20 protein-coding genes (1 of these 20 cut by a window edge) are annotated in these 25,427 nt (G+C 58.6%); 11 read left to right on the forward strand and 9 right to left on the reverse strand.

The features are described 5' to 3' along the window. Positions 1-1,095, reverse strand: the 5' portion of a protein-coding gene (locus AAEO81_RS26095; protein ID WP_341959867.1) for an aspartate aminotransferase family protein. 252 nt of this gene lie to the left of the window's left edge; 1,095 of the gene's 1,347 nt are visible here — the first part of the coding sequence; the start codon lies at positions 1,093-1,095; the stop codon falls past the left edge of the window. 136 nt (positions 1,096-1,231) lie between these two features. Between AAEO81_RS26095 and AAEO81_RS26100 the strand changes: the two genes are divergently transcribed. The 4 genes from AAEO81_RS26100 (at position 1,232) to AAEO81_RS26115 (ending at position 5,165) form a co-directional block, all read left to right on the forward strand. Continuing rightward, entirely contained in the window at positions 1,232-2,152 is a 921-nt protein-coding gene (locus AAEO81_RS26100; RefSeq protein ID WP_341959868.1) for a LysR family transcriptional regulator, read from the forward strand. A gap of 260 nt (positions 2,153-2,412) precedes the next feature. Beyond that, on the forward strand, positions 2,413-3,792 hold the full coding sequence (locus AAEO81_RS26105) for a nucleobase:cation symporter-2 family protein (RefSeq protein ID WP_341959869.1): 1,380 nt from the start codon (positions 2,413-2,415) through the stop codon (positions 3,790-3,792). 84 nt (positions 3,793-3,876) lie between these two features. After that, the gene (locus tag AAEO81_RS26110) at positions 3,877-4,536 is read left to right on the forward strand and encodes a TetR/AcrR family transcriptional regulator (RefSeq protein WP_166598393.1); all 660 of its coding nucleotides are present in this window, start codon (positions 3,877-3,879) and stop codon (positions 4,534-4,536) included. A gap of 35 nt (positions 4,537-4,571) precedes the next feature. After that, entirely contained in the window at positions 4,572-5,165 is a 594-nt protein-coding gene (locus tag AAEO81_RS26115; protein WP_341959870.1) for a YigZ family protein, read from the forward strand. A gap of 215 nt (positions 5,166-5,380) precedes the next feature. Here the strand turns inward: AAEO81_RS26115 and AAEO81_RS26120 are convergent, their stop codons facing one another. Continuing rightward, positions 5,381-5,635 carry a hypothetical protein gene (locus tag AAEO81_RS26120; protein ID WP_341959871.1) on the reverse strand — a complete coding sequence of 85 codons (255 nt, stop codon included), beginning with the start codon at positions 5,633-5,635 and terminating at the stop codon, positions 5,381-5,383. A 51-nt stretch (positions 5,636-5,686) separates the two neighbouring features. Here AAEO81_RS26120 and AAEO81_RS26125 point away from each other — a divergent pair, with 51 nt between their 5' ends. Then, the gene (locus tag AAEO81_RS26125; protein WP_341959872.1) at positions 5,687-6,373 is read left to right on the forward strand and encodes an SDR family oxidoreductase; all 687 of its coding nucleotides are present in this window, start codon (positions 5,687-5,689) and stop codon (positions 6,371-6,373) included. Positions 6,374-6,599: 226 nt separating this feature from the next. After that, entirely contained in the window at positions 6,600-7,955 is a 1,356-nt protein-coding gene (locus tag AAEO81_RS26130) for an 8-oxoguanine deaminase (protein ID WP_341959873.1), read from the forward strand. A 107-nt stretch (positions 7,956-8,062) separates the two neighbouring features. Here AAEO81_RS26130 and AAEO81_RS26135 read toward each other — a convergent pair whose 3' ends face one another. Further along, a complete protein-coding gene (locus AAEO81_RS26135; RefSeq protein WP_341959874.1) occupies positions 8,063-9,154 on the reverse strand; it encodes a calcium:proton antiporter in 1,092 nt (363 codons plus the stop codon). Positions 9,155-9,393: 239 nt separating this feature from the next. Between AAEO81_RS26135 and AAEO81_RS26140 the strand changes: the two genes are divergently transcribed. Continuing rightward, positions 9,394-10,347 carry an adenosine deaminase gene (locus AAEO81_RS26140; protein ID WP_341959875.1) on the forward strand — a complete coding sequence of 318 codons (954 nt, stop codon included), beginning with the start codon at positions 9,394-9,396 and terminating at the stop codon, positions 10,345-10,347. Between the two features lie 90 nt (positions 10,348-10,437). Here the strand turns inward: AAEO81_RS26140 and AAEO81_RS26145 are convergent, their stop codons facing one another. Together AAEO81_RS26145 and AAEO81_RS26150 are read right to left on the reverse strand one after the other, a co-directional pair. After that, the gene (locus tag AAEO81_RS26145; protein ID WP_166598399.1) at positions 10,438-11,130 is read right to left on the reverse strand and encodes a helix-turn-helix transcriptional regulator; all 693 of its coding nucleotides are present in this window, start codon (positions 11,128-11,130) and stop codon (positions 10,438-10,440) included. A 675-nt stretch (positions 11,131-11,805) separates the two neighbouring features. Continuing rightward, positions 11,806-13,014, reverse strand: coding sequence for a multidrug effflux MFS transporter (locus tag AAEO81_RS26150; RefSeq protein ID WP_341959876.1), 1,209 nt, complete (start codon positions 13,012-13,014; stop codon positions 11,806-11,808). 230 nt (positions 13,015-13,244) lie between these two features. Here AAEO81_RS26150 and AAEO81_RS26155 point away from each other — a divergent pair, with 230 nt between their 5' ends. After that, positions 13,245-13,604, forward strand: a complete 360-nt coding sequence (locus AAEO81_RS26155; protein WP_341959877.1) for a hypothetical protein — start codon at positions 13,245-13,247, stop codon at positions 13,602-13,604. 90 nt (positions 13,605-13,694) lie between these two features. Further along, positions 13,695-14,192 carry a GreA/GreB family elongation factor gene (locus AAEO81_RS26160; RefSeq protein ID WP_341959878.1) on the forward strand — a complete coding sequence of 166 codons (498 nt, stop codon included), beginning with the start codon at positions 13,695-13,697 and terminating at the stop codon, positions 14,190-14,192. 87 nt (positions 14,193-14,279) lie between these two features. Here AAEO81_RS26160 and ettA read toward each other — a convergent pair whose 3' ends face one another. Beyond that, complete coding sequence (ettA, locus tag AAEO81_RS26165) at positions 14,280-15,944, reverse strand: energy-dependent translational throttle protein EttA (protein WP_166598403.1); 1,665 nt, start codon at positions 15,942-15,944, stop codon at positions 14,280-14,282. A 520-nt stretch (positions 15,945-16,464) separates the two neighbouring features. On the opposite strand from ettA, the gene AAEO81_RS26170 reads away from it, so the two are divergent. Together AAEO81_RS26170 and glyA are read left to right on the forward strand one after the other, a co-directional pair. Next, entirely contained in the window at positions 16,465-20,199 is a 3,735-nt protein-coding gene (locus AAEO81_RS26170; protein WP_341964626.1) for an EAL domain-containing protein, read from the forward strand. A 376-nt stretch (positions 20,200-20,575) separates the two neighbouring features. After that, positions 20,576-21,829, forward strand: a complete 1,254-nt coding sequence (gene glyA, locus AAEO81_RS26175) for a serine hydroxymethyltransferase (protein ID WP_166598404.1) — start codon at positions 20,576-20,578, stop codon at positions 21,827-21,829. Positions 21,830-22,010: 181 nt separating this feature from the next. Here glyA and yjiA read toward each other — a convergent pair whose 3' ends face one another. The 3 genes from yjiA to AAEO81_RS26190 all read right to left on the reverse strand — a co-directional run bounded on the left by yjiA (position 22,011) and on the right by AAEO81_RS26190 (position 25,415). Then, a complete protein-coding gene (gene yjiA / locus AAEO81_RS26180) occupies positions 22,011-22,982 on the reverse strand; it encodes a GTPase (RefSeq protein ID WP_341959880.1) in 972 nt (323 codons plus the stop codon). Between the two features lie 139 nt (positions 22,983-23,121). Beyond that, a complete protein-coding gene (locus AAEO81_RS26185; protein WP_166598406.1) occupies positions 23,122-23,319 on the reverse strand; it encodes a YbdD/YjiX family protein in 198 nt (65 codons plus the stop codon). Positions 23,320-23,345: 26 nt separating this feature from the next. Then, positions 23,346-25,415, reverse strand: coding sequence for a carbon starvation CstA family protein (locus AAEO81_RS26190; RefSeq protein WP_341959881.1), 2,070 nt, complete (start codon positions 25,413-25,415; stop codon positions 23,346-23,348). Between the last annotated feature and the right edge of the window lie 12 nt (positions 25,416-25,427).

Here is a 25,427-nt window from a genome sequence, read left to right on the forward strand (position 1 = left end):
CAGCGCGTTTTCGAAATGCGGCGCTGTCTCGGCCACCTGCTGCACCAGATTCTCGCGCTGGAGGATATCCAGTGCCGCCAGACCTGCAGCGCACGCTACCGGATGCGCGGAGTAGGTATAGCCATGAGGAAATTCCACGACGTACTCAGGCGTCGCTTGATTCATGAACGTTTGGTAAATCTCGCTGCTGGCAATCACCGCACCCATCGGAATCGCGCCGTTGGTGACTTGTTTGGCAATGCACATCAAATCCGGGGTCACACCGAAGCTGTCGGCACCGAACATCGAGCCAGTACGACCAAAGCCAGTGATCACTTCATCGAAGATCAGCAGGATGTTGTGCTGATCGCAGATTTCGCGCAGGCGCTTCAAATAGCCCTGCGGCGGAACGATCACGCCCGCCGAGCCCGCCATAGGTTCCACGATGACCGCTGCGATGTTCGAGGCGTCGTGCAGCTCGATCAGCTTGAGCATCTCGTCGGCCAATGCGATCCCGCCTTGTTCTGGCATGCCACGAGAATAGGCATTGCTCGCGAGCAACGTGTGAGGCAGATGATCAACGTCCATCAATTGACCGAACATCTTGCGGTTACCGTTCACGCCCCCCAGGCTGGTGCCCGCAATGTTCACGCCGTGGTACCCACGGGCACGACCGATCATTTTGGTTTTGGTCGCCTGCCCTTTAAGGCGCCAGTAGGCTCGCACCATTTTCACGGCAGTATCGGCGCACTCGGAACCCGAGTCGGTATAGAACACATGGTTCAGGTTACCCGGCGTCAGGTCTGTGATCTTTTCGGCAAGCTGGAACGACAGTGGGTGACCGAACTGGAAGCCCGGCGAGTAATCCAGCGTGCCCAGCTGTTTCGAGACGGCTTCCTGAATCTCCTTGCGCGTATGCCCGGCACCACAGGTCCACAGACCTGAAAGCCCATCGTAGATCTTGCGGCCCTTATCGTCTGTCAGATAGCTGCCCTCTGCCGCCACGATCAGTCGGGGATCGCGCTGGAAATTGCGGTTTGCGGTATAGGGCATCCAGTGCGCGTCGAGCTTGAGCTGACTGGCCAAGGACATATCGGACGATTCGGGCATGTTCATTGGAATAACCTCACAAGGACGTGGGTGGTCGGTCTTCAAAAGCCCTGAAGCCGGACCGGGTTGCAGCTACGTTGCCACGGGCATAAAGTCGCTAAAACCCCGCTTTTATGATCTTTAGTTCGTGGACCACTAAACAATGAGCACACGCCGTTCCGATCCTTTGGCGCAAGTCAGCGACTTCGATATCCGCCTGTTGCGAATCTTTCGAAGCGTAGTCGAAGCGGGTGGATTTTCTGCCGCCGAAAGCAGCTTGGGCATTGGCCGCTCTGCCATTAGTCAGCAGATGAGTGATCTTGAGCAACGGCTCGGATTGCGCCTCTGCCAACGTGGCCGGGCAGGGTTTTCGCTGACGGAAGAAGGCCGCGAGGTGTATCAGTCATCGCTACAACTCTTGAGCGCACTTGAGAGTTTTCGCACAGAGGTGAACGGCCTTCACCGACACTTACGCGGCGAGCTGAACATTGGGCTGACCGATAATCTGGTCACCCTCCCCCATATGCGGATCACCCATGCGTTGTCGGAGCTCAAGGAGCTCGGTCCGGACGTGCACATCAATATCCGTATGGTCGCGCCCAACGAAGTCGAACAAGGCGTGCTCGATGGCAGCTTGCACGTGGGTGTAGTTCCCCAAGCCAACGCGCTATCAGGCCTTGAATATCAGTCGCTCTACAGCGAGCGCTCATTGCTGTATTGCGCCGTCGGTCATCCCCTCTTCTATGTAGACGACGCGCAACTTAGCGATGGACGTCTGGCCGACCAAGAAGCTATCGCGCCGACCTTTCGCCTGCCGGCAGATATCCAGGCGCACTATCAGGCGCTGAAATGCACTGCCAGCGCGTCTGACCGGGAGGGCATGGCGTTCCTGATCCTCACCGGCCGTTACATTGGCTACTTGCCAGACCACTATGCGACGTTCTGGGTGCAACAGGGTCGGCTGCGAGCCTTGAAACCTCTGTCGCGTTTTTACGATTTGAGTCTGGTGACGGTGACGCGGAAAGGCCGCCGCCCGCATTTGGTGCTGGAAAGCTTTCTACAGAGGTTGGCCGCCACACGATGAGGCAGCAACGCCGAAACCCAAGCCATATGCATCCCCTTAAAAATCGCCAATAAAATTTTAATCGTATGATTTGTATAGGCTTATCGAAATAAAAAGAAACCGTATCTGATCATATGGACAGGTTTTTGCAACGAGGCTTTCAATAGAGGTTCGATAGCTGAACGCTCCCGATCACGAGTCTGCTCACGCCTGCGGGTTCGCGATGTTTCACCGGGGGCCGGCTCATCGGACAGGCCAGACACAAAACCCGAGAGTCCAGCATGCAACCTGAAGCGCCAGACAATAACGATCTGATCTACGGCCTCAACGACCGCCCGAAACCTGCGCCGGCCATTCTGGCTGCTGTTCAGCACGTGCTGGCGGCATTTGTCGGCATCATCACGCCGCCGCTGATCATTGGGTCCGCGTTGGGACTGGGTGCCTACCTGCCTTATTTGATCAGCATGGCGTTGATGGTGTCGGGTGTAGGCACTTTCATCCAGGCGCGTCGTCCGTTCGGCATCGGCGCCGGGATGATTTGTTTGCAAGGCACCAGCTTCGCGTTTCTCGGTGCCGTGCTGTCCGCAGGATTCATGGTCAAGCAACGTGGGGGCAGCCCCGAAGACATCATGGCCATGGTGTTCGGCGTGTGTTTTTTCGGCGCTGTCGTGCAGATCGTGCTCAGCCGCTTCATTGGCCAGTTGCGTCGGGTCATCACGCCGCTGGTGACCGGGATCGTCATCACCCTGATCGGCGTCAGCTTGATCAAGGTGGGTGTGACCGACCTGGGCGGCGGCTTCAATGCTCCTGATTTTGGCGAACCGGTCAATCTGATGCTGGGCGCATTCGTGTTGTTGGTGATCATTTTGCTCAATCGTTCGAGTACGCCTTGGGTGCGGCTGTCGGCAATTATCATCGGGTTGGCAGTGGGCAGTGTCGCAGCCTGGTTCAGCGGCAAGCTGGTCCCTCATTCCATAAGCGATGTCGCGTTGGTCAGTATTCCTATGCCCTTCCGGTTCGGTTTCAACTTCGATTGGGCGGCCTTCCTGCCCGTCGCGTTGATTTATCTGATCAGCAGTATCGAAACCGTCGGCGATCTGACTGCCAATTGCATGCTCTCCCGCGAACCTATCAAAGGCCCGACCTACATTGCACGTCTCAAGGGTGGTGTATTGGGGGATGGCGTGAGCTGCATGATCGCCGCGACGTTCAGTGCGTTTCCCAACACCACGTTCGCGCAGAACAACGGGGTGATTCAGCTGACGGGCGTGGCCAGCCGCTACGTTGGTCTCTACATCGGAGCGATCCTTTTTTTGCTCGGTCTTTTCCCGGTCATCGGTGCGATTCTTCAGCAAATTCCAAAATCTGTGCTGGGTGGTGCGACATTGGTGATGTTCGGAAGCGTTGCCGCTGCAGGCGTGCGCATCCTCGCGCAAGCCCCACTGGATCGACGCAGCATGTTGATCATCGCCACCTCGTTCGGCGTTGGGCTGGGCATCGCCGCTCAACCGGCATTGCTGCAACATCTACCGATGCTGGTGCAAAACCTGTTTGACTCTGCGATTACCAGCGGCGGCCTCACCGCCATCGTCATGTGCCTCGTGCTGCCAGAAAACAAGGAGGTTCGCGCTGAAAAGGAAATGGAGGCCCTCGGGCACTAATTTCCACCACGAACGCTTGTCGGATCGCCTTGGGTGCGTTATCTGTTCACCCCGTCGCACCCAATGATCCGTCTGGAACCGCACATGGCCCTTGAAGTCCCCGCTCACAGCGTCAGCGCCGCCAAACCGGCGAGCCGAATTCGTCAAAAGAATGAAGAAGCGATCATGAAGGCTGCCGAAGACGAGTTCGCTCGTCACGGATTCAAAGGCACCAGCATGAACACCATTGCGCAGAACGCCGGGCTGCCCAAGGCTAACTTGCATTATTACTTCACCAACAAATTGGGTCTGTACATCGCGGTCTTGAGCAGCATCATTCAGCTGTGGGACAGCACGTTCAATAACCTGAAGGTCGAGGACGATCCCGCTCAGGCGCTGGCCCAATACATTCGCGCGAAAATGGAGTTTTCCCGCCGGCAGCCACAGGCCTCGCGCATTTTCGCGATGGAAATCATCAGCGGCGGCGAATGCCTGAACGAGTATTTCAGTCAAGATTACCGGGCCTGGTTCCAGGGTCGCGCAGCGGTGTTTCAAGCGTGGATCGATGCCGGAAAAATGGACCCCATCGATCCGGTGCACCTGATCTTCCTGTTGTGGGGCAGCACTCAGCATTACGCCGATTTCGCCACGCAAATCTGCCAGGTGACCGGACGCTCGCGCCTGACCAAACAAGACATGGACGATGCCGGCACCAACCTGATTCGTATCATTCTCAAAGGTTGTGGGCTGACGCCTCCGATCTGAATGTACGAAACGTCCTGATTTCAGCTGGAACCGTCATGCCTTCGACCCTCATCGGCCCTTGCGAATTTCGCGAGGAAATTCGCAAAAGCCGCTTCGTCACCTTTGCTGCGCCTATCAGTAGCCCCGCCGACGCTCAAGCCTTCATCGAGCAAAACAGTGACCTTAATGCCACGCACAATTGCTGGGCCTGGAAGCTAGGCGCGCAGTACCGCAGCACGGATGACGGCGAGCCCGGCGGCACGGCGGGGCGCCCTATTTTGGCGGCCATCGAGGCGCAGGATTTCGATCAAGTCGTGGTGTTGGTGATTCGATGGTACGGGGGCATTCAGTTGGGCACTGGCGGCCTGGCCCGAGCATACGGCGGCGGCGCAAACAAATGCCTGCAACAAGCGGAGCGCCTGCCGCTGGTCAACCGTGTCTTGCTCCACTTCGACTGCACTTTCAGCGAACTGACGCTGGTCAAGCTGCGACTGGCTGAACTCAACGGGTTGGTGCAGGACGAGCAGTTCACGGCGGTAGGTGTCGATCTCTCGGTCGCACTGAGCCCGGATCACATTCAGACTTTTCAACGTCAGCTGTCCGACATCAGTCGCGGGCGTATTGTTTTGCGCGAGGATGACGCTGACTGACATGCGTGGGCTTGAGAAGCGAGGACTGATCGTTGCCCACATCTGCTGTGCATCCGGCTGTGGACAAACTGAGCATATCCGGCTGCAGGCCTTGATTTATATCGCGCGCACGCTTTTGATCACTTTTTGCACAAATACCTCATCCACTGCATAAAACGGCCAAAAACCAAGGTGTTAGCGCGCCTTATCGCGACTGGGTCCTACGCGCACGGCCCTTATATCCACCGGTTGAGCTTGCGCACATTAACTGTGGAGCAACCTGTGGATAACACGTGCAACGTTGTCCACAATGCCGAAGCTATCGTGCTCAGCTGGATTTGGTCATTTTTTGTACAAAAAAACTGAACCAAATCTTCATTCTGCTGCAACACTGTTCTGTTCGCGACAATCGCCGAAGGTTCGGCCACCACCACAGGGTTTGCCAGAATCAGCCAACCGTACGCCGGAAAAATAAATTCCTGGCTCTGCATGCGGTCCACTCTGCTAACCCTGCCCGTTTAGTTCTTCAAGGAGTGACATTCATGTCTGCCAAAAAAACTGCGCTCATTATTGGCGCCTCTCGTGGCCTGGGCCTTGGGCTGGTGCGACGTCTGATTGAACAAGGGTGGGACGTTACGGCGACCGTTCGTGATGCGCTCAAGGCCGATGACCTGAAAGCCACCCCCGGCGTGCATATCCAGACGCTGGACATGGATGAGCAGTCCTCGCTGGAGGTCCTCACCCACAACCTCAAGGGTCAGGTTTATGACCTGCTCTTCGTCAACGCTGGCATCATGGGCCCGTTGCACCCCTCTCCTACAGATGCCACCGCAGGCGAACTTGGCCAGTTGTTCCTGACCAATGCCGTGGCACCGATTCGGCTGGCCAAACGCTTCGTCGACCAAATCCGGCCGGACACTGGCGTCATTGCTTTCATGAGCTCGGTCCTGGGCAGCGTGACCATGCCTGACGCTCCGGAAATGGCGCTCTACAAAGCGAGCAAGGCGGCCCTCAACTCCATGACCAACACCTTCGTCACTCAACTGGGCGACAACAAACCTACCGTGCTGTCCATGCATCCGGGTTGGGTCCGTACCGCCATGGGCGGCGAAGGCGCCGACATCGACGTGGAAACCAGCGTTCGCGGGATGGTTGAGCAATTGGAACGGTTCGCCGGAAAAGGTGGGCACCATTTCGTGAATTACAAAGGGGAAACGATTCCTTGGTGATCGCTTCGCTTATGTAGCCGTGCGGCTTGCCGGCAGCGGCGACTTGAATGACGTTGCGGGCAAGATGCTGCTGAAGATTCCACACACGGCATCTTGCATCGCCTCACCGGACGCACATAAACTCCCCTTCGCCTCGCGCCCGATCCAACGGCGCGGCGACCCTGGATCAGCAGACAGGGCAAAACTGAGCTGGCTACCTGAACCCACTTTTCAGAGGAGCCGGCCCATGCCCGCGATCCGTATCTGGTTGAAAAATCCCCTTGCCGTGTTTACCGCTAATGACCTCGATGCCCGAGGTGGGCTGGTGGTGCAGAACGGTGTGATTGTCGAAATGCTTGCCTCGGGCCAATCGCCTGCCCAGCCGTGCGATCAGGTCTTCGATGCCCGCGAGCATGTGCTGTTGCCCGGCCTGATCAACACCCACCATCACTTCTACCAAACCCTTACCCGTGCCTGGGCCCCAGTGGTCAATCAGCCTTTGTTTCCATGGCTGAAAACCCTGTACCCGGTATGGGCACGGCTCACGCCGGAAAAGCTGGCGCTGGCGAGCAAGGTTGCACTGACCGAACTGTTGCTGTCCGGCTGCACGACTGCCGCCGATCATCATTATCTGTTTCCGGACGGTCTGGAGCAGGCTATCGATGTCCAGGTCGAGAGTGTGCGGGAGCTGGGCATGCGAGCAATGCTGACGCGAGGGTCGATGAGTCTCGGCGAGGCCGATGGAGGCCTGCCGCCACAGCAAACGGTCCAGCAGGGTGAGGTGATTCTGGAGGACAGTCAGCGGCTGATTGAGCGTTATCACGAGCGTGGCGAAGGTGCGCAGATCCAGATCGCGCTAGCGCCCTGCTCGCCATTTTCCGTGACCACCGAGATCATGTCCGAAAGCGCTGCATTGGCTGAAAAACTCGACGTTCGCCTGCACACTCACTTGGCCGAGACGCTGGATGAAGAGGATTTTTGCCTACAACGCTTTGGCCTGCGCACGGTGGATTATCTCGACAGCGTGGGTTGGCTCGGACCGCGGACCTGGCTCGCTCACGGGATTCATTTCAATGAGCAGGAAATCGCCCGGCTGGGCGCAGCGGGAACCGGTATTTGCCATTGCCCGAGTTCGAACATGCGCCTGGCGTCGGGGATCTGTCCGACGCTGGATTTGACGGCTGCCGGTGCGCCGATTGGCTTGGGGGTCGATGGCTCGGCGTCCAACGACGGATCGAACATGATTCTCGAAGCGAAGCAGGCGTTGTACTTGCAGCGATTGCGTTATGGCGCCGAGAAGATCACCCCCGAGGTGTCATTAGGCTGGGCGACGCGAGGGTCGGCGCAACTGCTGGGCCGCAGCGACATTGGCGAACTGGCCGTAGGGAAACAGGCCGACATGGCGCTGTTCAGGCTGGATGAGCTGCGTTTTTCCGGCAGCCATGACCCGCTGTCAGCCTTGTTGCTGTGCGGGGCTGATCGTGCGGACCGGGTGATGATTGGCGGCGAATGGCGGGTGATCGATGGGCAGGTCGAAGGGCTGGATCTGAAAGGTTTGATCGCCGATCACCGGCAGGCGGCAGCGGAGTTGATCAACGGCTGATCACGCAATGCCCTGTAGGTCTTCACTTGCTCACGATGGCAGTCTGTCGGCAGGATCATCACCGACCGACACGCCGCCATCGCGAACAGCGAAGCCCTTACGAATACCTAAAGTCCCATCAACGACAGCATCACGAACGTTGCGAACAACACGAAGTGAGTCATGCCTTCGATGGCATTGGTTTCGCCGTCGTTGAGGTTGATGGCGCTCACCAGTAAGGTGACGAAGATCATCACGGTTTGCACCGGCGTCATTGCCATCTGGAACGGCTGGCCGGTGTACAGCGCCATCGCTTCCATCACGGGAACCGTCAGGATCACCGTCGACAATGACGCACCCAACGCGATGTTGACCACCGACTGCATGCGGTTGGCCAACGCGGCCCGCAAGGCCGTAAGGATTTCGGGCGCCGCGGAAATCGCGGCCACCAGAATTGCGGTCATGACTGGCGGCGCGCCGCTGCCTTCCAGTCCGAGGTCCACGGTCTTGGACATCACCTCTGCCAACGCGCCGATGATCACCACACCAAACACCAGAATGCCGATGGACAGCGACAGGTTCACCTCTTCGACGGCGTGCTCCGGCTGATCCTTGCGACGCTTCTTATCGGGATAACTGTAGCTGAAAAAGTAACTGTGCGGCCCCACTTGCATGCGCAGGAACAGCGCGTAAAGCAGGATCATCGCGCCGATCGTGAAGCCGGAGTACACCTTCCAGTTCGACTCGGGGATGAACTCGGGCACGACCATCGACACCGCCATCGCGGTCAGAATCATCACGCTGTAGGAGCGTGCGGAGTCATCGTTGTAAGACTGTTCTCCATGCTTGAGCCCACCCATCAACGCGGCGAGGCCGAGTATGCCGTTGATGTCGAGCATGACCGCCGAATAAATGGTATCCCGCACCAGCGTCGGTGAGGGTTCGTTGCTCATCATGATCGCCAGAATGACGACCTCGACCAGGACCGCCGATAGGGTCAGGATCATGGTGCCGTAGGGGTCCCCGACCTTTTCCGCCAGCAGTTCGGCGTGATGCGCCACGCGCATCGAAGCACAGACGATAAAGGCTACCAGGACAATTCCCGCGATCAGCGCGACGGTGTTGCCGTGGCTGAGCAACTGGTGCTCGAACGGGTAGGCGAAGCAGGTCGCGATCACCGCTAACAGAAGAAACTTTTCTTGCTTGAGAATCGTGCCCATCGTTGCCTCTTGTCCTCGCGACCGAGGCCGCACATCCATGGAATGATTAGTGCTCACGGCGATGAGAGTGCTTGTTGTAAATAAAGGTTTCAAGACTCGTGTGTCACACGTTTCAGCCCGATTCCGTACGGGAGCATGATCGTTGCCCTCCGGACCTGAACCTTTCGGTCAGGTTTTTAACCAGCCGATGCGCATGACTCTGTAGAATGCCGGCCATTGCACCTGATGAGAAAAAGCACATGTACGACTGGCTGAACGCCTTGCCCAAGGCTGAATTGCACCTGCATCTGGAAGGCTCGCTCGAGCCTGAACTGCTGTTCGCGCTGGCCGAACGCAACAAGATCGCCCTGCCTTGGACGGACGTTGAAGCGCTGCGCAAGGTCTATGCCTTCAACAACCTCCAAGAGTTTCTAGACCTCTATTACCAAGGCGCGGATGTGCTGCGCACCGAGGAGGATTTCTATGATCTGACGTGGGCGTACCTGCAGCGCTGCAAAGCGCAGAACGTGATTCACACCGAGCCCTTCTTCGATCCACAGACCCACACTGATCGGGGCATCCCCTTCGAGGTGGTCCTCAACGGTATTTCGAAAGCGCTGAAAGATGGCAAGGAACAACTTGGTATTGGCAGCGGCCTGATTCTGAGCTTCTTGCGCCATCTGAGTGAGGACGAAGCCCAGAAAACCCTGGACATGGCCCTGCCGTATCGCGACACCTTTGTTGCCGTCGGTCTCGACAGTTCAGAGATGGGTCACCCGCCGAGCAAGTTTCAACGTGTGTTCGACCGCGCGCGCAGCGAAGGCTTCCTGACCGTGGCGCACGCTGGAGAGGAAGGCCCCCCTGAATACATTTGGGAAGCGCTCGATCTGCTGAAAATTCAGCGCATTGATCACGGCGTAAGGGCGATTGAAGACGAGCGATTGATGCGACGGATCATCGACGAGCAGATTCCGCTGACCGTCTGCCCGCTGTCCAACACCAAACTGTGCGTGTTCGACCACATGAGCCAGCACAACATTCTCGACATGCTGGAACGAGGCGTGAAGGTCACCGTCAACTCCGATGACCCGGCGTATTTCGGCGGCTATGTGACCGAAAACTTCCACGCGCTGCATGAACATTTGGGGATGACACAAGACCAGGCGAAACGCCTGGCACAGAACAGCCTGGATGCACGGCTGGTAAAACCCTGAACGGGTGATTCGCGGGGGCGAATCGCGTCGCCCCCACGGTTTGATCGTTAGCCTGCCGCCCCTTGAAAGCGTTTCCCTCCTTCCGCCTGATCAAGCCGCTGCCGCTATCTTGCTGATTTCCCGTTGCCCGTTTGAAGAAACCTGCAACGTGCACGCCTCTTCCGTAGCACGCAACCAGCCCAACTGCATGAATAGCTGCAGTAGCCCGGCTCCCAATGCCCCGCCAAGATGCGGGTGCACATCACTGCAATCGATGCAGGCGCACACGGTTTCGCGCTGCCGAAGAGCAAGCGCTGGAACGAAGATGCCCCGCTCGGCGAACCGGGAAATGCCAACACTGGTGACTTCCAGCCGTTGATCGCATTGCTCGATCCAGCCAGCACCGAGTAACCGTTGATACAGCGCCGTCGCCAACTCTCCGCCCAAATGATCGGAGCACACGCTGGCTCGCCGTAAAGGCAGTTGCGGCAACGGCTGTGCGACGCTGCGGCTGATGACTTCCGCACTGATCACAGATGCACTGGCTAACGCCTGAACTGCGGTGCCGACCTCCGGTGCAGCCAGCCGGAAATATCGTTTTTTGCCTCGCGTTTCCAGCCTGAGCAAGCCACCGGACGCCAACCGTGCGAGATGCGCGCCTGCCGATGACGTGGATAGCCCTACCAGCAGTGCCAGTTCATCCGCCGCCCGAGAGGCCCCATCCAACAATGCCCACATGATCGCGCTGCGTTTCGGGTCCGCCAGCAGTGCGGCAATCTGGCTGATGCAAGGTGCATGTTCCATGTTTTCACTCCCTGTTGAAACATTCGTATAACGGTGGCCGGGTCGCCACATATCGTAAGCAGCCAACAGTGTTGCCATGACCGAATGATGGCCTTGATTTACGTCATATCTTGAAAACTCTGTGCAACAGAAGTCGTGTGGCAATACAGATTCGTCCGCGCGACCACAACAGGTTCAATGTCTTGTCATTAAATCGGATTCACAGTGGTGGCATAGTATAAGCGTTGCATCACGCTAGAGAATCGGCTCGCGGATACTTGATACTGAAGTTTGTCAGTATTGTCAGCAAAACGTGACGCAAAGGCTCCCCTGTGTGGCGTGCCCAACAAACATTCACCAAGCGTCGACATGCACGACTCGCGGGGCTTTCAGGCCGATTCACGCAAACGTCTCACCCGACGACCACGGTAATTGCCTACAACAAACTCTCCGATACCTCTCAAAAAAAACATCCCCTAGTCTAACTCTGACCACGAGATTCTCTGATTGAAAAATCAGCTGTTTTATTTTTACAAAAGCGGAGCTGTAAGAAATGTCTTTTTTTAAAGTAGTAAAAGGCAACCTATTAGTTTCGATTCTTCTACGCGCCGGACACGATCAAACAGGTTCGGAGACGTCCGACACTCTGGATCGGGGCCGCCTGACTGCGACGCGCCGTGCGTCGCAGGGCAGGGTTCAGATGCGGACGTCGGCGTGAGGCGTCGCCGCATCACGTTTTTGCTGAGCGCGGCGGGTCACCATCGCCAACCCTACCGCCAACACACCACACAGCGTGATGACGGTCGCCATTGGCACCGCGGTGCCGTCGTGGAGAAACCCGACTAACGACGCAGCACCCGCTGCCACGCTGAATTGCAGGCAACCGAGAAGAGCCGACGCGCTTCCGGCACGCTTGCCTTGTCCGGCCATGGCGCACGCGGAGGCATTGGGAATGATGCAGCCCAGGCTGGCAATGTAAACGAACAGCGGAATCAACAACGGCCACAGTTGTTGAGGGTGCAGCGAGGCAATCGTCAGCAGCACGACAGCTGCGCTGCAGTAAAGCCAGACCGCACGGGACAGCAGCCATGCCGGACCGAAACGCCCCACGAGGCGGGCATTGACTTGCGCCACCAGGATGAAACCTGCGGCATTGGTGCCGAACAACCAGCCGTAATGCTCAGCAGGAACGCCATACAGTTTGATGAAGACGAAAGGAGATCCCGCGATGTAAGAGAACATACCGGCCATCGCAATCCCGCCGGTCAAGGCGTGGCCCAAGAAGATCCGGTCGCCGAACAGCGCCCAATAAGACCCCAATGCGCCCGAAAGGGGTAAGCGCGGATGCCCAGGGGGCATGCTTTCCGGCAATCCCAGCGCAACCGCGAGCGCCGTGAGTGCGCTGAACAGGGTCAGCGTCAGGAAGATGGCTTGCCAACCGTAGACGTTCACCAGCAGGCCGCCGAGCATCGGTGCCAGAATGGGCGCCAATCCCATCACCAGCATCAGTTGCGAAAATACTTTGGCGGACTGCACCGGGGAGCATTTGTCGCTGACGATTGCGCGAGAAAGCACCATCCCCGCACAGCCGCCCAAGGCCTGTACGAAGCGGGCGGCGATCAACCATTCAAGACCAGGGGCAAAGGCGCAGGCCAGAGAAGCCAGCGTGAACAGCCCTACTCCGAACAGCAGCGGGATGCGTCGCCCGAAACGGTCAGCAATCGGGCCGTAAGCCAGTTGCCCGATACTCAGCCCGAGAAAGTAAGACGCCAGGGTCATCTGGACGTGCTTCTCGTCAGTCCCGAATGCCAACGCCATCGCGGGGAAGCCAGGAAGATAAAAGTCGATGGCCATCGGGCCAAATGCGCTGAGGGCGCCGAGAATAAGGATCGTTCTAAGGTTCATCAATCTTCCTAAGCCGTTTTACGCAGCTCGGCAGTTTAACAACCTTGGCTGTTTTTCAGGTTGTCTAGAAAAAAATTACCAGAAGTTTTTTCACCCACGGCGGCCGTCAGGCGGAAATCGGGAACTAATCAGGGCTGACCGAGCATCGGTTAATGGATTTATCACACGCCTTTTACAAATAACTTACGAATCCGCTTCTAGACTTTTTACATAAGTCGAGGAATACGGAAATGAATACGCGTTGGGTTGTGCTGTGGTGCTGTTTAGTGGTCGCCGGATGTCAGTCTACCCACGACCAGTTAGTGTCTGAAGGCTATCCGCCTGCTTTCGCTGACGGGTTTCAGGATGGTTGCGGCAGCGGTCGTCAATCCATCGACCCCATGAAGGGGCAATACAAAAAGGATGTGCAGCGTTATTTGCGCGATACGATTTATGCGCAAGGCTGGAGCGACGGTTTCAATCAATGTCAGGGCCAGTTGGCGAATCGCAATGTTCAGGACCAGGGCCGGGACAGCATCTGGAATGATCGTGATCGAGCCTGGGAACAACAGAAAACCCAGGACGCCGCCAAGGCCTATCGCTCCCACTGATGCCTGTGTCGCTGCCAGGCATTTCGCGAAACTTACGGGATGCCAACATGGCCCAACGCGTAGGCAGTCAGTCACGAAAGGGAGCACGCCATGAGTCGGGCCTTCGTCAATGAAGACCATGCCGCTGCGCAGGCCAGCCAGCCGGTGGAGCGTCACGTCAGCACACATCCCAATTACGTCACCGCCCGTGGGCTTGCTCAGTTGCAAGCCCACGTCGCGGCGTTGCAGGAAGAGCACGGCACGCAGTCGGCACTGGGCGAGGCGGCAGACAGACAGCGGCTGGCCGATATCGAGCGTGACCTGCGTTACTTCAATCAACGGGTGCAGAGCGCGCAAGTGGTCTCGGCGGCAAACACCACCGACAAGGTGCAGATTGGCTGTTGGGTGACGTTCGCCGATGAGGATGATCGTCAGCAACGGGTGCAGTTGGTGGGAGAGGATCAGGCCGACGCCGCGGCTCAGTTGATCAATTGGGCCTCCCCGCTGGGCAAGGCGTTGCTGGGCGCGCAAGTGGGCGATGAGTTGACATGGAGGCGCCCGGCAGGGGATCAGGTGATTGAGGTGGTGCGGATCGAGGCAGAGGGTTGAAGTCCAAGGCTCCCACAAAAAAAAGCAGCATTCCCGATAAAAAACGGAGCCCGAAGGCTCCGTTTTTATGACACCGACCCGAACAGATCAGGCCAGTTTCTTGTGACGCACACGGTGCGGCTGGGCAGCAGCATCGCCGAGTCGTTTTTTGCGGTCGGCTTCGTACTCGGTGTAGTTACCTTCGAAGAAGACTGCTTGCGAGTCGTCTTCGTACGCCAGGATGTGAGTCGCCACACGGTCCAGGAACCACCGATCGTGAGAGATCACAATGGCGGCGCCCGGGAAGTCCAGCAGGGCTTCTTCCAGGGAACGCAGGGTTTCGACGTCGAGGTCGTTGGACGGTTCGTCGAGCAGCAGAACGTTGCCGCCCTCTTTCAGCGTCAGCGCCAAATGCAAACGACCGCGCTCACCACCAGACAAGTCCTTCACGAACTTCTGCTGATCGCCGCCCTTGAAGTTGAAACGTCCGACGTAGGTGCGCGACGGGATTTCGTAGTTGCCGATCTTGATCTGATCGGAGCCGTCGGAAATCTGCGCGAACACGGTTTTGCTGCCGTCCAGGTCGTCACGGCTCTGGTCGACGCACGCCAGTTGCACCGTTTCACCGATTTCGATGGAACCCGAATCCGGCTGTTCCTTGCCCATGAGCATACGGAACAGTGTCGATTTACCGGCACCGTTACCGCCGATCACGCCGACAATGGCGCCTTTGGGCATGGAGAACGACAGGTTGTCGATCAGCACGCGATCGCCGTAGCCCTTGCTGACGTTCTTGAATTCGATGACCTTGTCGCCCAGACGTGGACCGGCCGGGATGTAGATCTCGTTGGTTTCGCTGCGCTTCTGGAATTCCTGCGATTGCATTTCTTCGAAGCGTTGCAGACGGGCCTTGGATTTGGACTGACGAGCCTTGGCGCCTTTGCGCACCCACTCCAGTTCTTCCTTCATGGCTTTTTCGTGGGCCGATTGCTGCTTGGATTCCTGGGCCAGACGATCGGATTTGGCTTCCAGCCAGCCCGAATAGTTGCCCTCGTAAGGAATGCCCGCGCCGCGGTCGAGCTCCAGAATCCAGCCGGCGACGTTGTCCAGGAAGTAACGGTCGTGCGTGATCGCAACCACAGTACCCGGGAAGTCGTGCAGGAAATGTTCGAGCCAGGCAACGGAATCGGCGTCCAGGTGGTTCGTCGGTTCGTCGAGCAGCAGCATGTCAGGCGCCGACAGCAGCAGGCGGCACAGGGCCACGCGACGCTTTTCACCACCGGACAGGTGTTCGACCTTGGCATCCCAGGCGGGCAGACGCAGCGCATCGGCGGCGACTTCCAGTTGACGCTCAAGGTTGTGGCCATCGCTGGCCTGCAGGATGGCTTCGAGCTTGGCCTGTTCGGCCGCGAGTTTGTCGAAGTCGGCATCCGGCTCAGCGTACGCCGCGTAAACCTCGTCCAGCCGCGCTTGAGCGTCCTTGATCACGCTGACGGCTTCTTCGACCACTTCACGCACGGTCTTGGTCGGGTCCAGTTGCGGCTCTTGCGGCAGGTAACCGACGTTCAGTTCCGGCATCGGGCGCGCTTCGCCATCGAACTCGGTGTCGACCCCGGCCATGATTTTCAGCAGTGTGGATTTACCCGAGCCGTTGAGGCCGAGGACACCGATCTTGGCGCCCGGGAAGAACGACAGGGAGATGTTTTTCAGGATTTCCCGCTTCGGCGGAACAACTTTGCTCAGCCGATGCATGGTGAAGACGTATTGAGCCATGGAATGAAAACCTGGTTAGGACTGTGAATAAAGGCGCGAGCCCGGTTTGCCGCGCAAACCCGGTGCCCCGTCGCAAAAAAAGCGTTTATTTAGCGTTGCGACTTGTCGTGCGACGCATCCGGGCCTTGAATGAATAAGGCACGAACAGAAGCGTTGCGACAAAACTTCCGAGTATCGGTCGTCAAGCTGGAGCAAAGTTTGCAAGCACTGCAGCCATTTGCAGAAAACCGGCTTGCAGATTCGGGCACATCGCGCGTGGCGCAAAGCTACCCGAATGCAGTCGAGAGGGCAAACCGTGCGGGCCTTAAGGGCTGGCACTTAGCCACAACTCAGGTCATGCTAGCCGCCATTTGGGCGTCAGGCTTATAGTGCATTTCGCACACGCTGATTCAGTCCAGCAGTCAGGATCACCAGTTTGTCCACACCAACACCCACTTCCCCGTTGCGCTCACCCAAAAGCGCGACGGCCGCAGCTTTTCGAAGCTCGCCCAAAGGTGCGCTGGCAGTGCTGGTGCTGCTCATGCTCGCGCTGTTGATATGGCAACTGGTCGAACAATTTCAGCAGACTCAGGACCGCCAACGCCAGCGTAGCGTGGACTACAGCATTCAGCTGGCCGATCGTCTGAGCTTGAACATGGCGCTCAGTGCGCAGGTGGCCCTCAACATTCTGGACGACGCCAAAGGCGAACCGCCCGTGGCCGATCAACGGTCGGCAACCCTGGAACGCCTGCGCTTGGAACTGCCGGGAATGCGCAGCGTGGCGTGGCTTGATGAAGACGCCAATATTCTCAGCGACAGCGCCAACAACAGTGCAGATGTCAGTTTTTTGACTGAACAGCGCGAGCGCATCAACGGTCGCACCTATTACTACGCTGACTCACCGGACGGCTCGACGCTCTACCTGTTCGTACGCCAGCCAGGAAACCGGGAAGAATGCCATTGGGCCATCCGACTCGACCCGCAGGTGATGAAAAACCTGACTCGGCAAAGTGATCAGGATTTTCGCGCGTCGTGGCGGCTGGAGAACCGCACCACCGAGCACGTCATCTATGAGGCGGAGCCTGCGGACGACAATCGGACCGACAGCGCGGCCCAGACAGTCCTCCTCGAACCCCTGACCAATAGCGACTGGCAATTGCGCGGTCTGTTCGACGCCAGCAAAACCCGTCAGGCGCTGATCGCCCCGCTCGTCGCCAAATGCCTGATCGCGCTGTTGTGCTCGATCCTTCCGCTGCTGGCCCTGCGCAGCCTGCGTCGCCGCCAATTGCAATTGCACGAGAGTCGTCGCCGCTACAAGGACATCTTTGAAGGCACCGGCGTCGCGCTGTGCGTGCTGGACTTGTCCGGTCTGCCGGACTATTTGAAGCACCTGCAACTGACCACCAGCGATGAATTGCACAAACGCCTGATCAACCATCCGGACCAGTTGAGCGGCCTGTTGCATCAGCTACGCATTACCGAGGTCAACCAGGTTGCGGCCACGCTGCTCAATGCCGATTCCTCGGCGCGTGTCTGGCAGCAACTGATCGAGGGTTGCCCACGGTCGCGCAACGGCATCGGTGTGCAACTGATCAGCGCGGTGCTGGATCGCCAGCCTCAACTGGAACTGGAGATTGTGCTGCCCAACGCCGATGGCCAGGATCATCACCTCTGGCTGGTGGTTCGGTTGCCCGAGCAGCCCGAAGACTTCAACGCCGTCATCCTGAACATCAACGACATCACCAACCGCAAACAGACCGAGCTGGCGCTGCTGGAGCGCGAAAGCTTTTGGTCGGACGTGGTGCGCACGGTTCCCGATCACCTCTACGTGCAGGACGTCGTCAGCCGTCGCATGATCTACAGCAACCACCATCTCGGCCAGACCCTGGGCTACAGCAAGGAAGACTTGCAGCAGATGGGCGAGTATTTCTGGGAAATTCTGCTGCACCCGGATGACACCGACCCTTATGAACAACTGCGCCTGACCCGCACTGAAGAAGGCCGCAGAGACCTCACGGAATGCCAGTTGCGCTTCCGGGATCGCCAGGGTCGCTGGCGGCGCTTTGATATCCGCGAACAAGCCCTGGCGCCAGACCAGAATGGTCGTGTGACGCGCATCATCGGCGTCGCCAAGGACATCACTGAACAGATCGAGGCCAGCCAGTCTCTGCGTGACAGCGAACAGCGCTATCGCATGCTCGCGGAAAGCATCAGCGACGTGATTTTCTCCACCAATCAGAAGCTGCGCCCCAACTACGTCAGCCCATCGGTCAACGCCGTGTTGGGCTACAGCGCCGACTGGATTCTGCAGAACGGCTGGAATTCGATCATCGCCAACCCTCAACAACTGGCGAATCTTCAGGCCCTGCTGAACCGCATCGGCAAGGCGCTCAATAAGCCCGAGACACTGACAGAGCTGCGCAACGAGGTGACCACGCAGTTGTATCTGTTCGACTGTCTGCGGGCCGATGGTCGCAAGATTCCGGTCGAGTTGCGTCTGGTGTTGTTGTGGGACGAGGCCGGTGCCTTCGAAGGCATTCTCGGCGTAGGCCGTGACATCAGTCAGCAGCGCCGGGCGGAAAAAGACCTGCGCATGGCGGCGACGGTGTTCGAACACTCGACCTCGGCGATCCTGATCACCGACCCTGCGGGCTACATCGTGCAGGCCAACGACGCATTCAGTCGGGTCAGCGGGTACGCCGTTTCACAGGTGCTCGATCAGCTCCCGATGATGCTGACCGTTGAGGACCAACAGGAAGCCCACATGGGCTATATCCTCAAGCAACTGCATCAGCGCGGCAGTTGGGAAGGTGAACTGTGGCTGAAACGTCGGGACGGCGAACATTATCCCGCTTGGGTCGGCATCACGGCCGTGTTCGACGACGAAGGCGACCTCGCCAGCTACGTGTGTTTCTTCAGCGACATCAGCGAGCGCAAGGCCAGCGAGCAGCGCATTCATCGCCTCGCGTATTACGACGCCCTGACGCACCTGCCGAACCGGACGCTGTTCCAGGACCGCCTGCACACCGCCTTGCAGCATGCCGAGCGCCAGCACGCCTGGGTCGTGCTGATGTTCCTCGATCTGGACCGCTTTAAACCGATCAACGACTCCTTGGGTCACGCCGCCGGGGACCGCATGCTCAAGGAGATGGCCACACGGCTATTGGGCTGTGTGGCCGAAGACGACACCGTGGCCCGCATGGGCGGCGACGAATTCACCCTGCTGCTGCAACCCGGCGCCACGCAACAAGCCGCGCTGACCCGCGCCATTCATGTGGCGGAGCAGATCCTCGCCAGTCTGGTGAAGCCCTTTGTGCTGGAGGGTCGCGAGTTCTTCGTGACGGCGAGTATCGGTATCGCACTGAGTCCACAGGACGGCAATGAGCTGAGCCAGTTGATGAAGAACGCCGACACTGCGATGTATCACGCTAAAGAGCGCGGCAAGAACAACTTCCAGTTCTATCAGGCGGACATGAATGCCAGCGCTCTGGAGCGTCTGGAGCTGGAAAGCGACCTGCGCCATGCGCTGGAGCAGGAAGAGTTCACGCTGTATTACCAGCCGCAGTTCAGTGGCGACGGCAAACGCCTGACCGGGACCGAAGCCCTGCTGCGCTGGCGTCACCCGACCCGCGGACTGGTGCCGCCCGGCGATTTCATTCCAGTGCTCGAAGAGCTGGGGCTGGTGGTCGAAGTCGGCGAATGGGTCATCAAAGAAGCCTGTCGCCAGTTGCGCGAATGGCACCAGGCTAAAGTCCGCGTGCCGAAAGTCTCGGTCAACATTTCCGCACGTCAGTTCTCCGATGGGCAGCTCGGCATGCGCATCGCCAACATCCTTCAGGAGACCGGCCTGTCCCCGGCCTGTCTGGAGCTTGAGCTGACGGAAAGCATCCTGATGCGCGAGGTCAGCGAGGCCATGCAGATTCTCGCCGGGCTCAAGCGTCTGGGCCTGAGCATTGCGGTGGACGATTTCGGCACCGGCTACTCGTCCTTGAACTACCTCAAGCAGTTCCCGATCGATGTGCTGAAGATCGACCGCACGTTCGTTGACGGCTTGCCCTCGGGTGAACAAGACGCGCAGATCGCCCGCGCCATCATCGCCATGGCCCACAGCCTGAACCTGGCGGTGATCGCAGAGGGCGTGGAAACCTACGAGCAGTTGGAGTTCTTGCGCGAGCATGGCTGTGATGAGGTGCAAGGCTACCTGTTCGGCCGCCCGATGCCTCCCGCGCGGTTTGAAGCACAGTTCAGCAATGACGCGCTCTTCATGCTGGACTAGAAGCAGCCGCGAGCTTCGAGCTGCAAGCTACAAGCTACAAGCTACAAGCTACAAGCTACAAGCTACAAGCTACAAGCTACAAGCTGCGAGCAGAAGCAGGCCTGCGGTGCTCGCACTAAATGTGCTTCAAGGTCAAAGCAAATAAACGCACGTGTCAAAAACAGAAGCCGTTACGCGATCAGCTTGAGGCTTGAGGCTTGAGGCTTGAGGCTTGAGGCTTGAGGCTTGAGGCTTGTAGCTTGAGGCTTGTGGCTTGTGGCTCAAAGCTCGAAGCTGCACCCCGCTCATCTGCCGCATGACCGCCTTTCATATGCCAGATAAAACGTGATGTTGTAGAATGCCCCCCTTTTCTACTGCCCGATCCCCGAGGACCGCCATGTTCAGCCGTAATTTGACTATCGCCAAGTACGACTCCGACCTGTATGCCGCTATGGAACAAGAAGCCAAGCGCCAGGAAGAGCACATCGAGCTGATCGCCTCGGAAAACTACACCAGCCCGGCCGTCATGGAAGCCCAGGGTTCGGTTCTGACCAACAAATACGCTGAAGGCTACCCAGGCAAGCGTTACTACGGTGGTTGCGAGTACGTCGACATCGTCGAGCAACTGGCCATCGACCGCGCCAAAGAGCTGTTCGGCGCTGATTACGCCAACGTCCAGCCACACGCCGGTTCGCAGGCCAACAGCGCCGTTTACCTGGCCCTGTTGAACGCTGGCGACACCATTCTGGGCATGAGCCTGGCCCACGGCGGTCACTTGACCCACGGTGCCAGCGTTTCGTCCTCCGGCAAGCTGTACAACGCCGTTCAGTACGGCATCGACGGCAACGGCCTGATCGACTACGACGAAGTCGAGCGCCTGGCTGTCGAGCACAAGCCAAAAATGATCGTGGCCGGTTTCTCGGCGTACTCGCAAGTGCTGGATTTCCCGCGTTTCCGCGCCATCGCTGACAAAGTCGGCGCCTACTTGTTCGTCGACATGGCCCACGTGGCCGGTCTGGTCGCCGCGGGCGTCTACCCGAACCCGGTGCCTTTCGCTGACGTCGTGACCACCACCACCCACAAGACCCTGCGCGGTCCACGTGGAGGCCTGATCCTGGCGCGCGCCAACGCTGACATCGAGAAGAAGCTGAACTCCGCGGTGTTCCCGGGCGGTCAAGGCGGTCCTCTGGAGCACGTTATCGCGGCCAAAGCGATCTGCTTCAAGGAAGCACTGCAGCCTGAGTTCAAGGCTTACCAGCAACAAGTGGTGAAAAACGCCAAGGCCATGGCCGCTGTGTTCATCGAGCGCGGTTTTGACGTGGTGTCCGGCGGGACCGAGAACCACCTGTTCCTGCTGTCCCTGATCAAGCAGGACATCTCCGGTAAAGACGCTGACGCTGCGTTGGGTCGTGCGTTCATCACCGTGAACAAGAACTCCGTGCCGAACGATCCACGTTCCCCGTTCGTCACCTCCGGTCTGCGCTTCGGCACCCCGGCTGTGACCACTCGCGGCTTCAAGGAAGCAGAGTGCAAGGAACTGGCAGGCTGGATCTGCGACATCCTGGCTGACCTGAACAACGAAGCCGTGATCGACGGCGTTCGCGAGAAAGTCAAAGCCATCTGCGCCAAGCTGCCGGTTTACGGCGCTTGATAGCGATAGTGTGATGTGAAAAAGCCCGGCGCTTGAGCCGGGCTTTTTTATGTCTGACGGTCGGCGATCAAACCTGTGGGAGCGAATTCATTCGCGATTGGACGGTACATCCAATACACATCTATCGGCTGTACGACCGAATCGCGAATGAATTCGCTCCCACAGGGTTCGGCGTACTGCCTTATTGCGCCGCGACCTTCGCAAACCCTTCCCGAATCTTGTCTTCTGGCAGATCGTCGGCAATGAACACGATCACGCTCTCACGCTTCTCGTCCGCGCCCCACTCCACGTCGAAATCAAAACCATAGAGCTTGAGCACGCCCTGAAACACCAGCTTGCGGTCTTCGCCTGCGATATTCAGCACGCCTTTGTAACGCAGCAATTGCTTGCCGTGCTCTTCCAGCAGGTCGTTCATGAAGGTGCTGAGCTTGTCGATGTCCAGCGCCTTGTCACTGCGAAGGACCAGACTGCTGATCCGGTCAATGCCACGACCTGCGGGGGCTGCCGGGCGCAGGACCATGCCGCCGACGTCGGCGTTCAGGTTGAAGCCGCGCACATCCAGCAGTTCGGCCAGATCGATCTTGCCGTGCTCGACCACGCGAATCGGCGCCCGGCGGTTGATGCGGGTCAACCGCTCGCTCAGGGCCTTGAACGTGGCCTCGTCCACCAGATCGGTCTTGCTCACCAGCAAACGGTCGGCAAAACCGATCTGGGCCTGGGCGATGGTCTGTTCCAGATGAGTGTCGGCGTGGGCGGCGTCCACCAGCGTGATGATGCCGTCGAGGATGTAACGCTCACGCAGTTCTTCGTCTATGAAGAAAGTCTGTGCGACCGGCGCCGGGTCAGCGAGGCCGGTGCATTCGATCACCAGACGGTCGAACTTGATTTCGCCGCTGTCCAGCCGCTCCAGCAGCAAAACCAGCGCCTTGGTCAGGTCGGTGTGGATGGTGCAGCACACGCAGCCGTTGGACAGAGTCATCACCTGCACCGGCTCGCTGCCGAGCAACTGGGTATCGACCCCGGCATCACTGAATTCGTTTTCAATCACGGCGATCTTCAAGCCGTGCTCTTCCTTGAGCAGGTGACGCAGCAACGTGGTCTTGCCCGCGCCGAGAAAGCCGCTCAGTACGGTGACGGGGATGGGTGTGAACACAGCAAAATCTCCAGCACAAAAATGACTGTAGGAGTGAGCTTGCTCGCGATGGCATTGTGTCAGATACATCAACGTGTCTGGCACAACATCATCGCGAGCAAGCTCACTCCTACAAGGAACGTGTTAACCGATCAGCGGATCAACAACACTTAGGCCCGCCCTTACCACCGTAACGCGCGTCCTGGCGTTCCCGAAAGAACGCCTCGTACGACATCACCGGTTTGTCGGGGTGGGTGTTCTGCATATGCTCGACATAGTTGTCGTAGTCCGGCATGCCGACCATCAAGCGCGCAGCCTGACCCAGATATTTACCCAGACGACTCAGGTCATTGAACATGTGCAGCTCCTCGCCTCACAGCGTACTCAATGGGTTTTAGGGAAGGCCTGAAACGGCGCTTCCTTGTCGGTACGCTCTTTCTTGACCCACGCTTCGCGACCGACTTTGATCGCGTAGAACAGGATACTCAACACCACGAACAGGAACAGCGAGGTCAGCGCCGCGTTGGTGTACGCGTTGAAGATCACGTGCTGCATCTGCTCGACGCTTTTCGCCGGGGCGAGTATCTGGCCTGCATCGGCCGCTGCGCTGTATTTCTTGGCCAGGGCCAGGAAGCCAACGGCAGGGCTTGGGTCGAACAGCTTGATGAAGCCTGCGGTCACGGTGCAGATCAGCAGCCAAGAGGCTGGCAGGATGGTCACCCAGACATATTGCTGACGTTTCATTTTGATCAGCACAACGGTCGCCAGCATCAGCGCAATCCCGGCCAGCATCTGGTTAGAGATGCCGAACAGCGGCCACAAGGTGTTGATACCACCCAGCGGATCGATCACGCCTTGATACAGCAGGTAACCCCACAACGCCACGCAACCACCGGTACCAATGGCATTGGCGGTCCAGGACTCGGTGCGTTTCAGAGCTGGCACGAAACTGCCCAGCAGGTCTTGCAGCATGAAGCGTCCGGCACGGGTACCGGCATCGACAGCGGTGAGGATGAACAGCGCTTCGAACAGAATCGCGAAGTGGTACCAGAACGCCATGGTGTTCTGGCCCGGGAACGCCTGGTGCAGGATCTGCGCGATACCCACGGCCAATGTTGGCGCGCCACCGGCACGGGCCAGGATGGTGTTCTCGCCGATGTCTTTGGCGGTCGCCACCAGTTGATCCGGCGTGATCACGAAGCCCCAACTGCTGACCATTTGCGCGACAGCGTTGACATCACCGCCAACGATGGCGGCAGGGCTGTTCATGGCGAAGTACACGCCTGGCTCGATGACCGAGGCAGCGACCATGGCCATGATGGCCACGAACGACTCCATCAGCATGCCGCCGTAGCCGATGTAACGGGCATTGACTTCGTTATCCAGCAGCTTCGGCGTGGTGCCCGAAGAGATCAGCGCGTGGAAGCCCGACACGGCGCCACACGCGATGGTGATGAACAGGAACGGGAACAGGGTGCCTTTCCAGACCGGGCCGGTGCCGTCAGTGAACTGGGTCAAGGCCGGCATTTTCAGCTCAGGCGCGAGAATCAGGATGCCGATCGCCAGCGCGATGATGGTGCCGATTTTCAGGAAGGTGGACAGGTAGTCGCGCGGGGCCAGGACCAGCCAGACCGGCAACATCGCCGCAACAAAACCGTAGCCCACCAGCATCCAGGTGATCTGCACGCCGGTGAAGGTGAACAGCGGCGCCCACTCAGGGCTGGCCGCCACCTGACCGCCGACCCAGATCGACAGCAGCAACAGCACAACGCCGACGATGGAGATTTCACCGATGCGGCCCGGGCGAATGAACCGCATGTAGACGCCCATGAACATCGCGATCGGGATCGTCGCCATGACGGTGAACATGCCCCAAGGGCTCTCGGCCAGGGCTTTCACCACGATCAGCGCCAGCACCGCGAGGATGATGATCATGATCAAGAAGCAGCCGAACAAGGCGATGGTGCCGGGGATACGGCCCATTTCCTCGCGGACCATGTCGCCGAGCGACCGGCCATTACGGCGTGTGGACAGGAACAGGATCATGAAATCCTGTACCGCACCGGCCAGGACCACACCGGCGATCAGCCAGAGGGTGCCGGGCAGGTAGCCCATTTGCGCCGCCAGCACCGGACCGACGAGCGGACCTGCGCCTGCAATGGCTGCGAAATGGTGACCGAAAAGGATGTGTTTGTTGGTCGGAACGTAGTCCAGACCGTCGTTGTTCAGCACCGCAGGGGTGGCCCGAGTCGGGTCCAGCTGCATGACGCGGCTGGCGATGAACAAACTGTAGTAGCGATAAGCGACCAGATAGATGGCGACCGCGGCGACCACGATCCAGAGTGCGTTGATGGCTTCTCCCCGACGCAATGCAACCACTCCAAGGGCCCAGGCCCCGAGAATCGCAACGATCAGCCAGGGCACATGGCGCAGCAGACTATTATTATTTTTCATTTTTGAGTTCCA

This window comes from Pseudomonas sp. RC10, assembly GCF_038397775.1.
Taxonomy (GTDB): Bacteria; Pseudomonadota; Gammaproteobacteria; order Pseudomonadales; family Pseudomonadaceae; genus Aquipseudomonas; species Aquipseudomonas bambusae.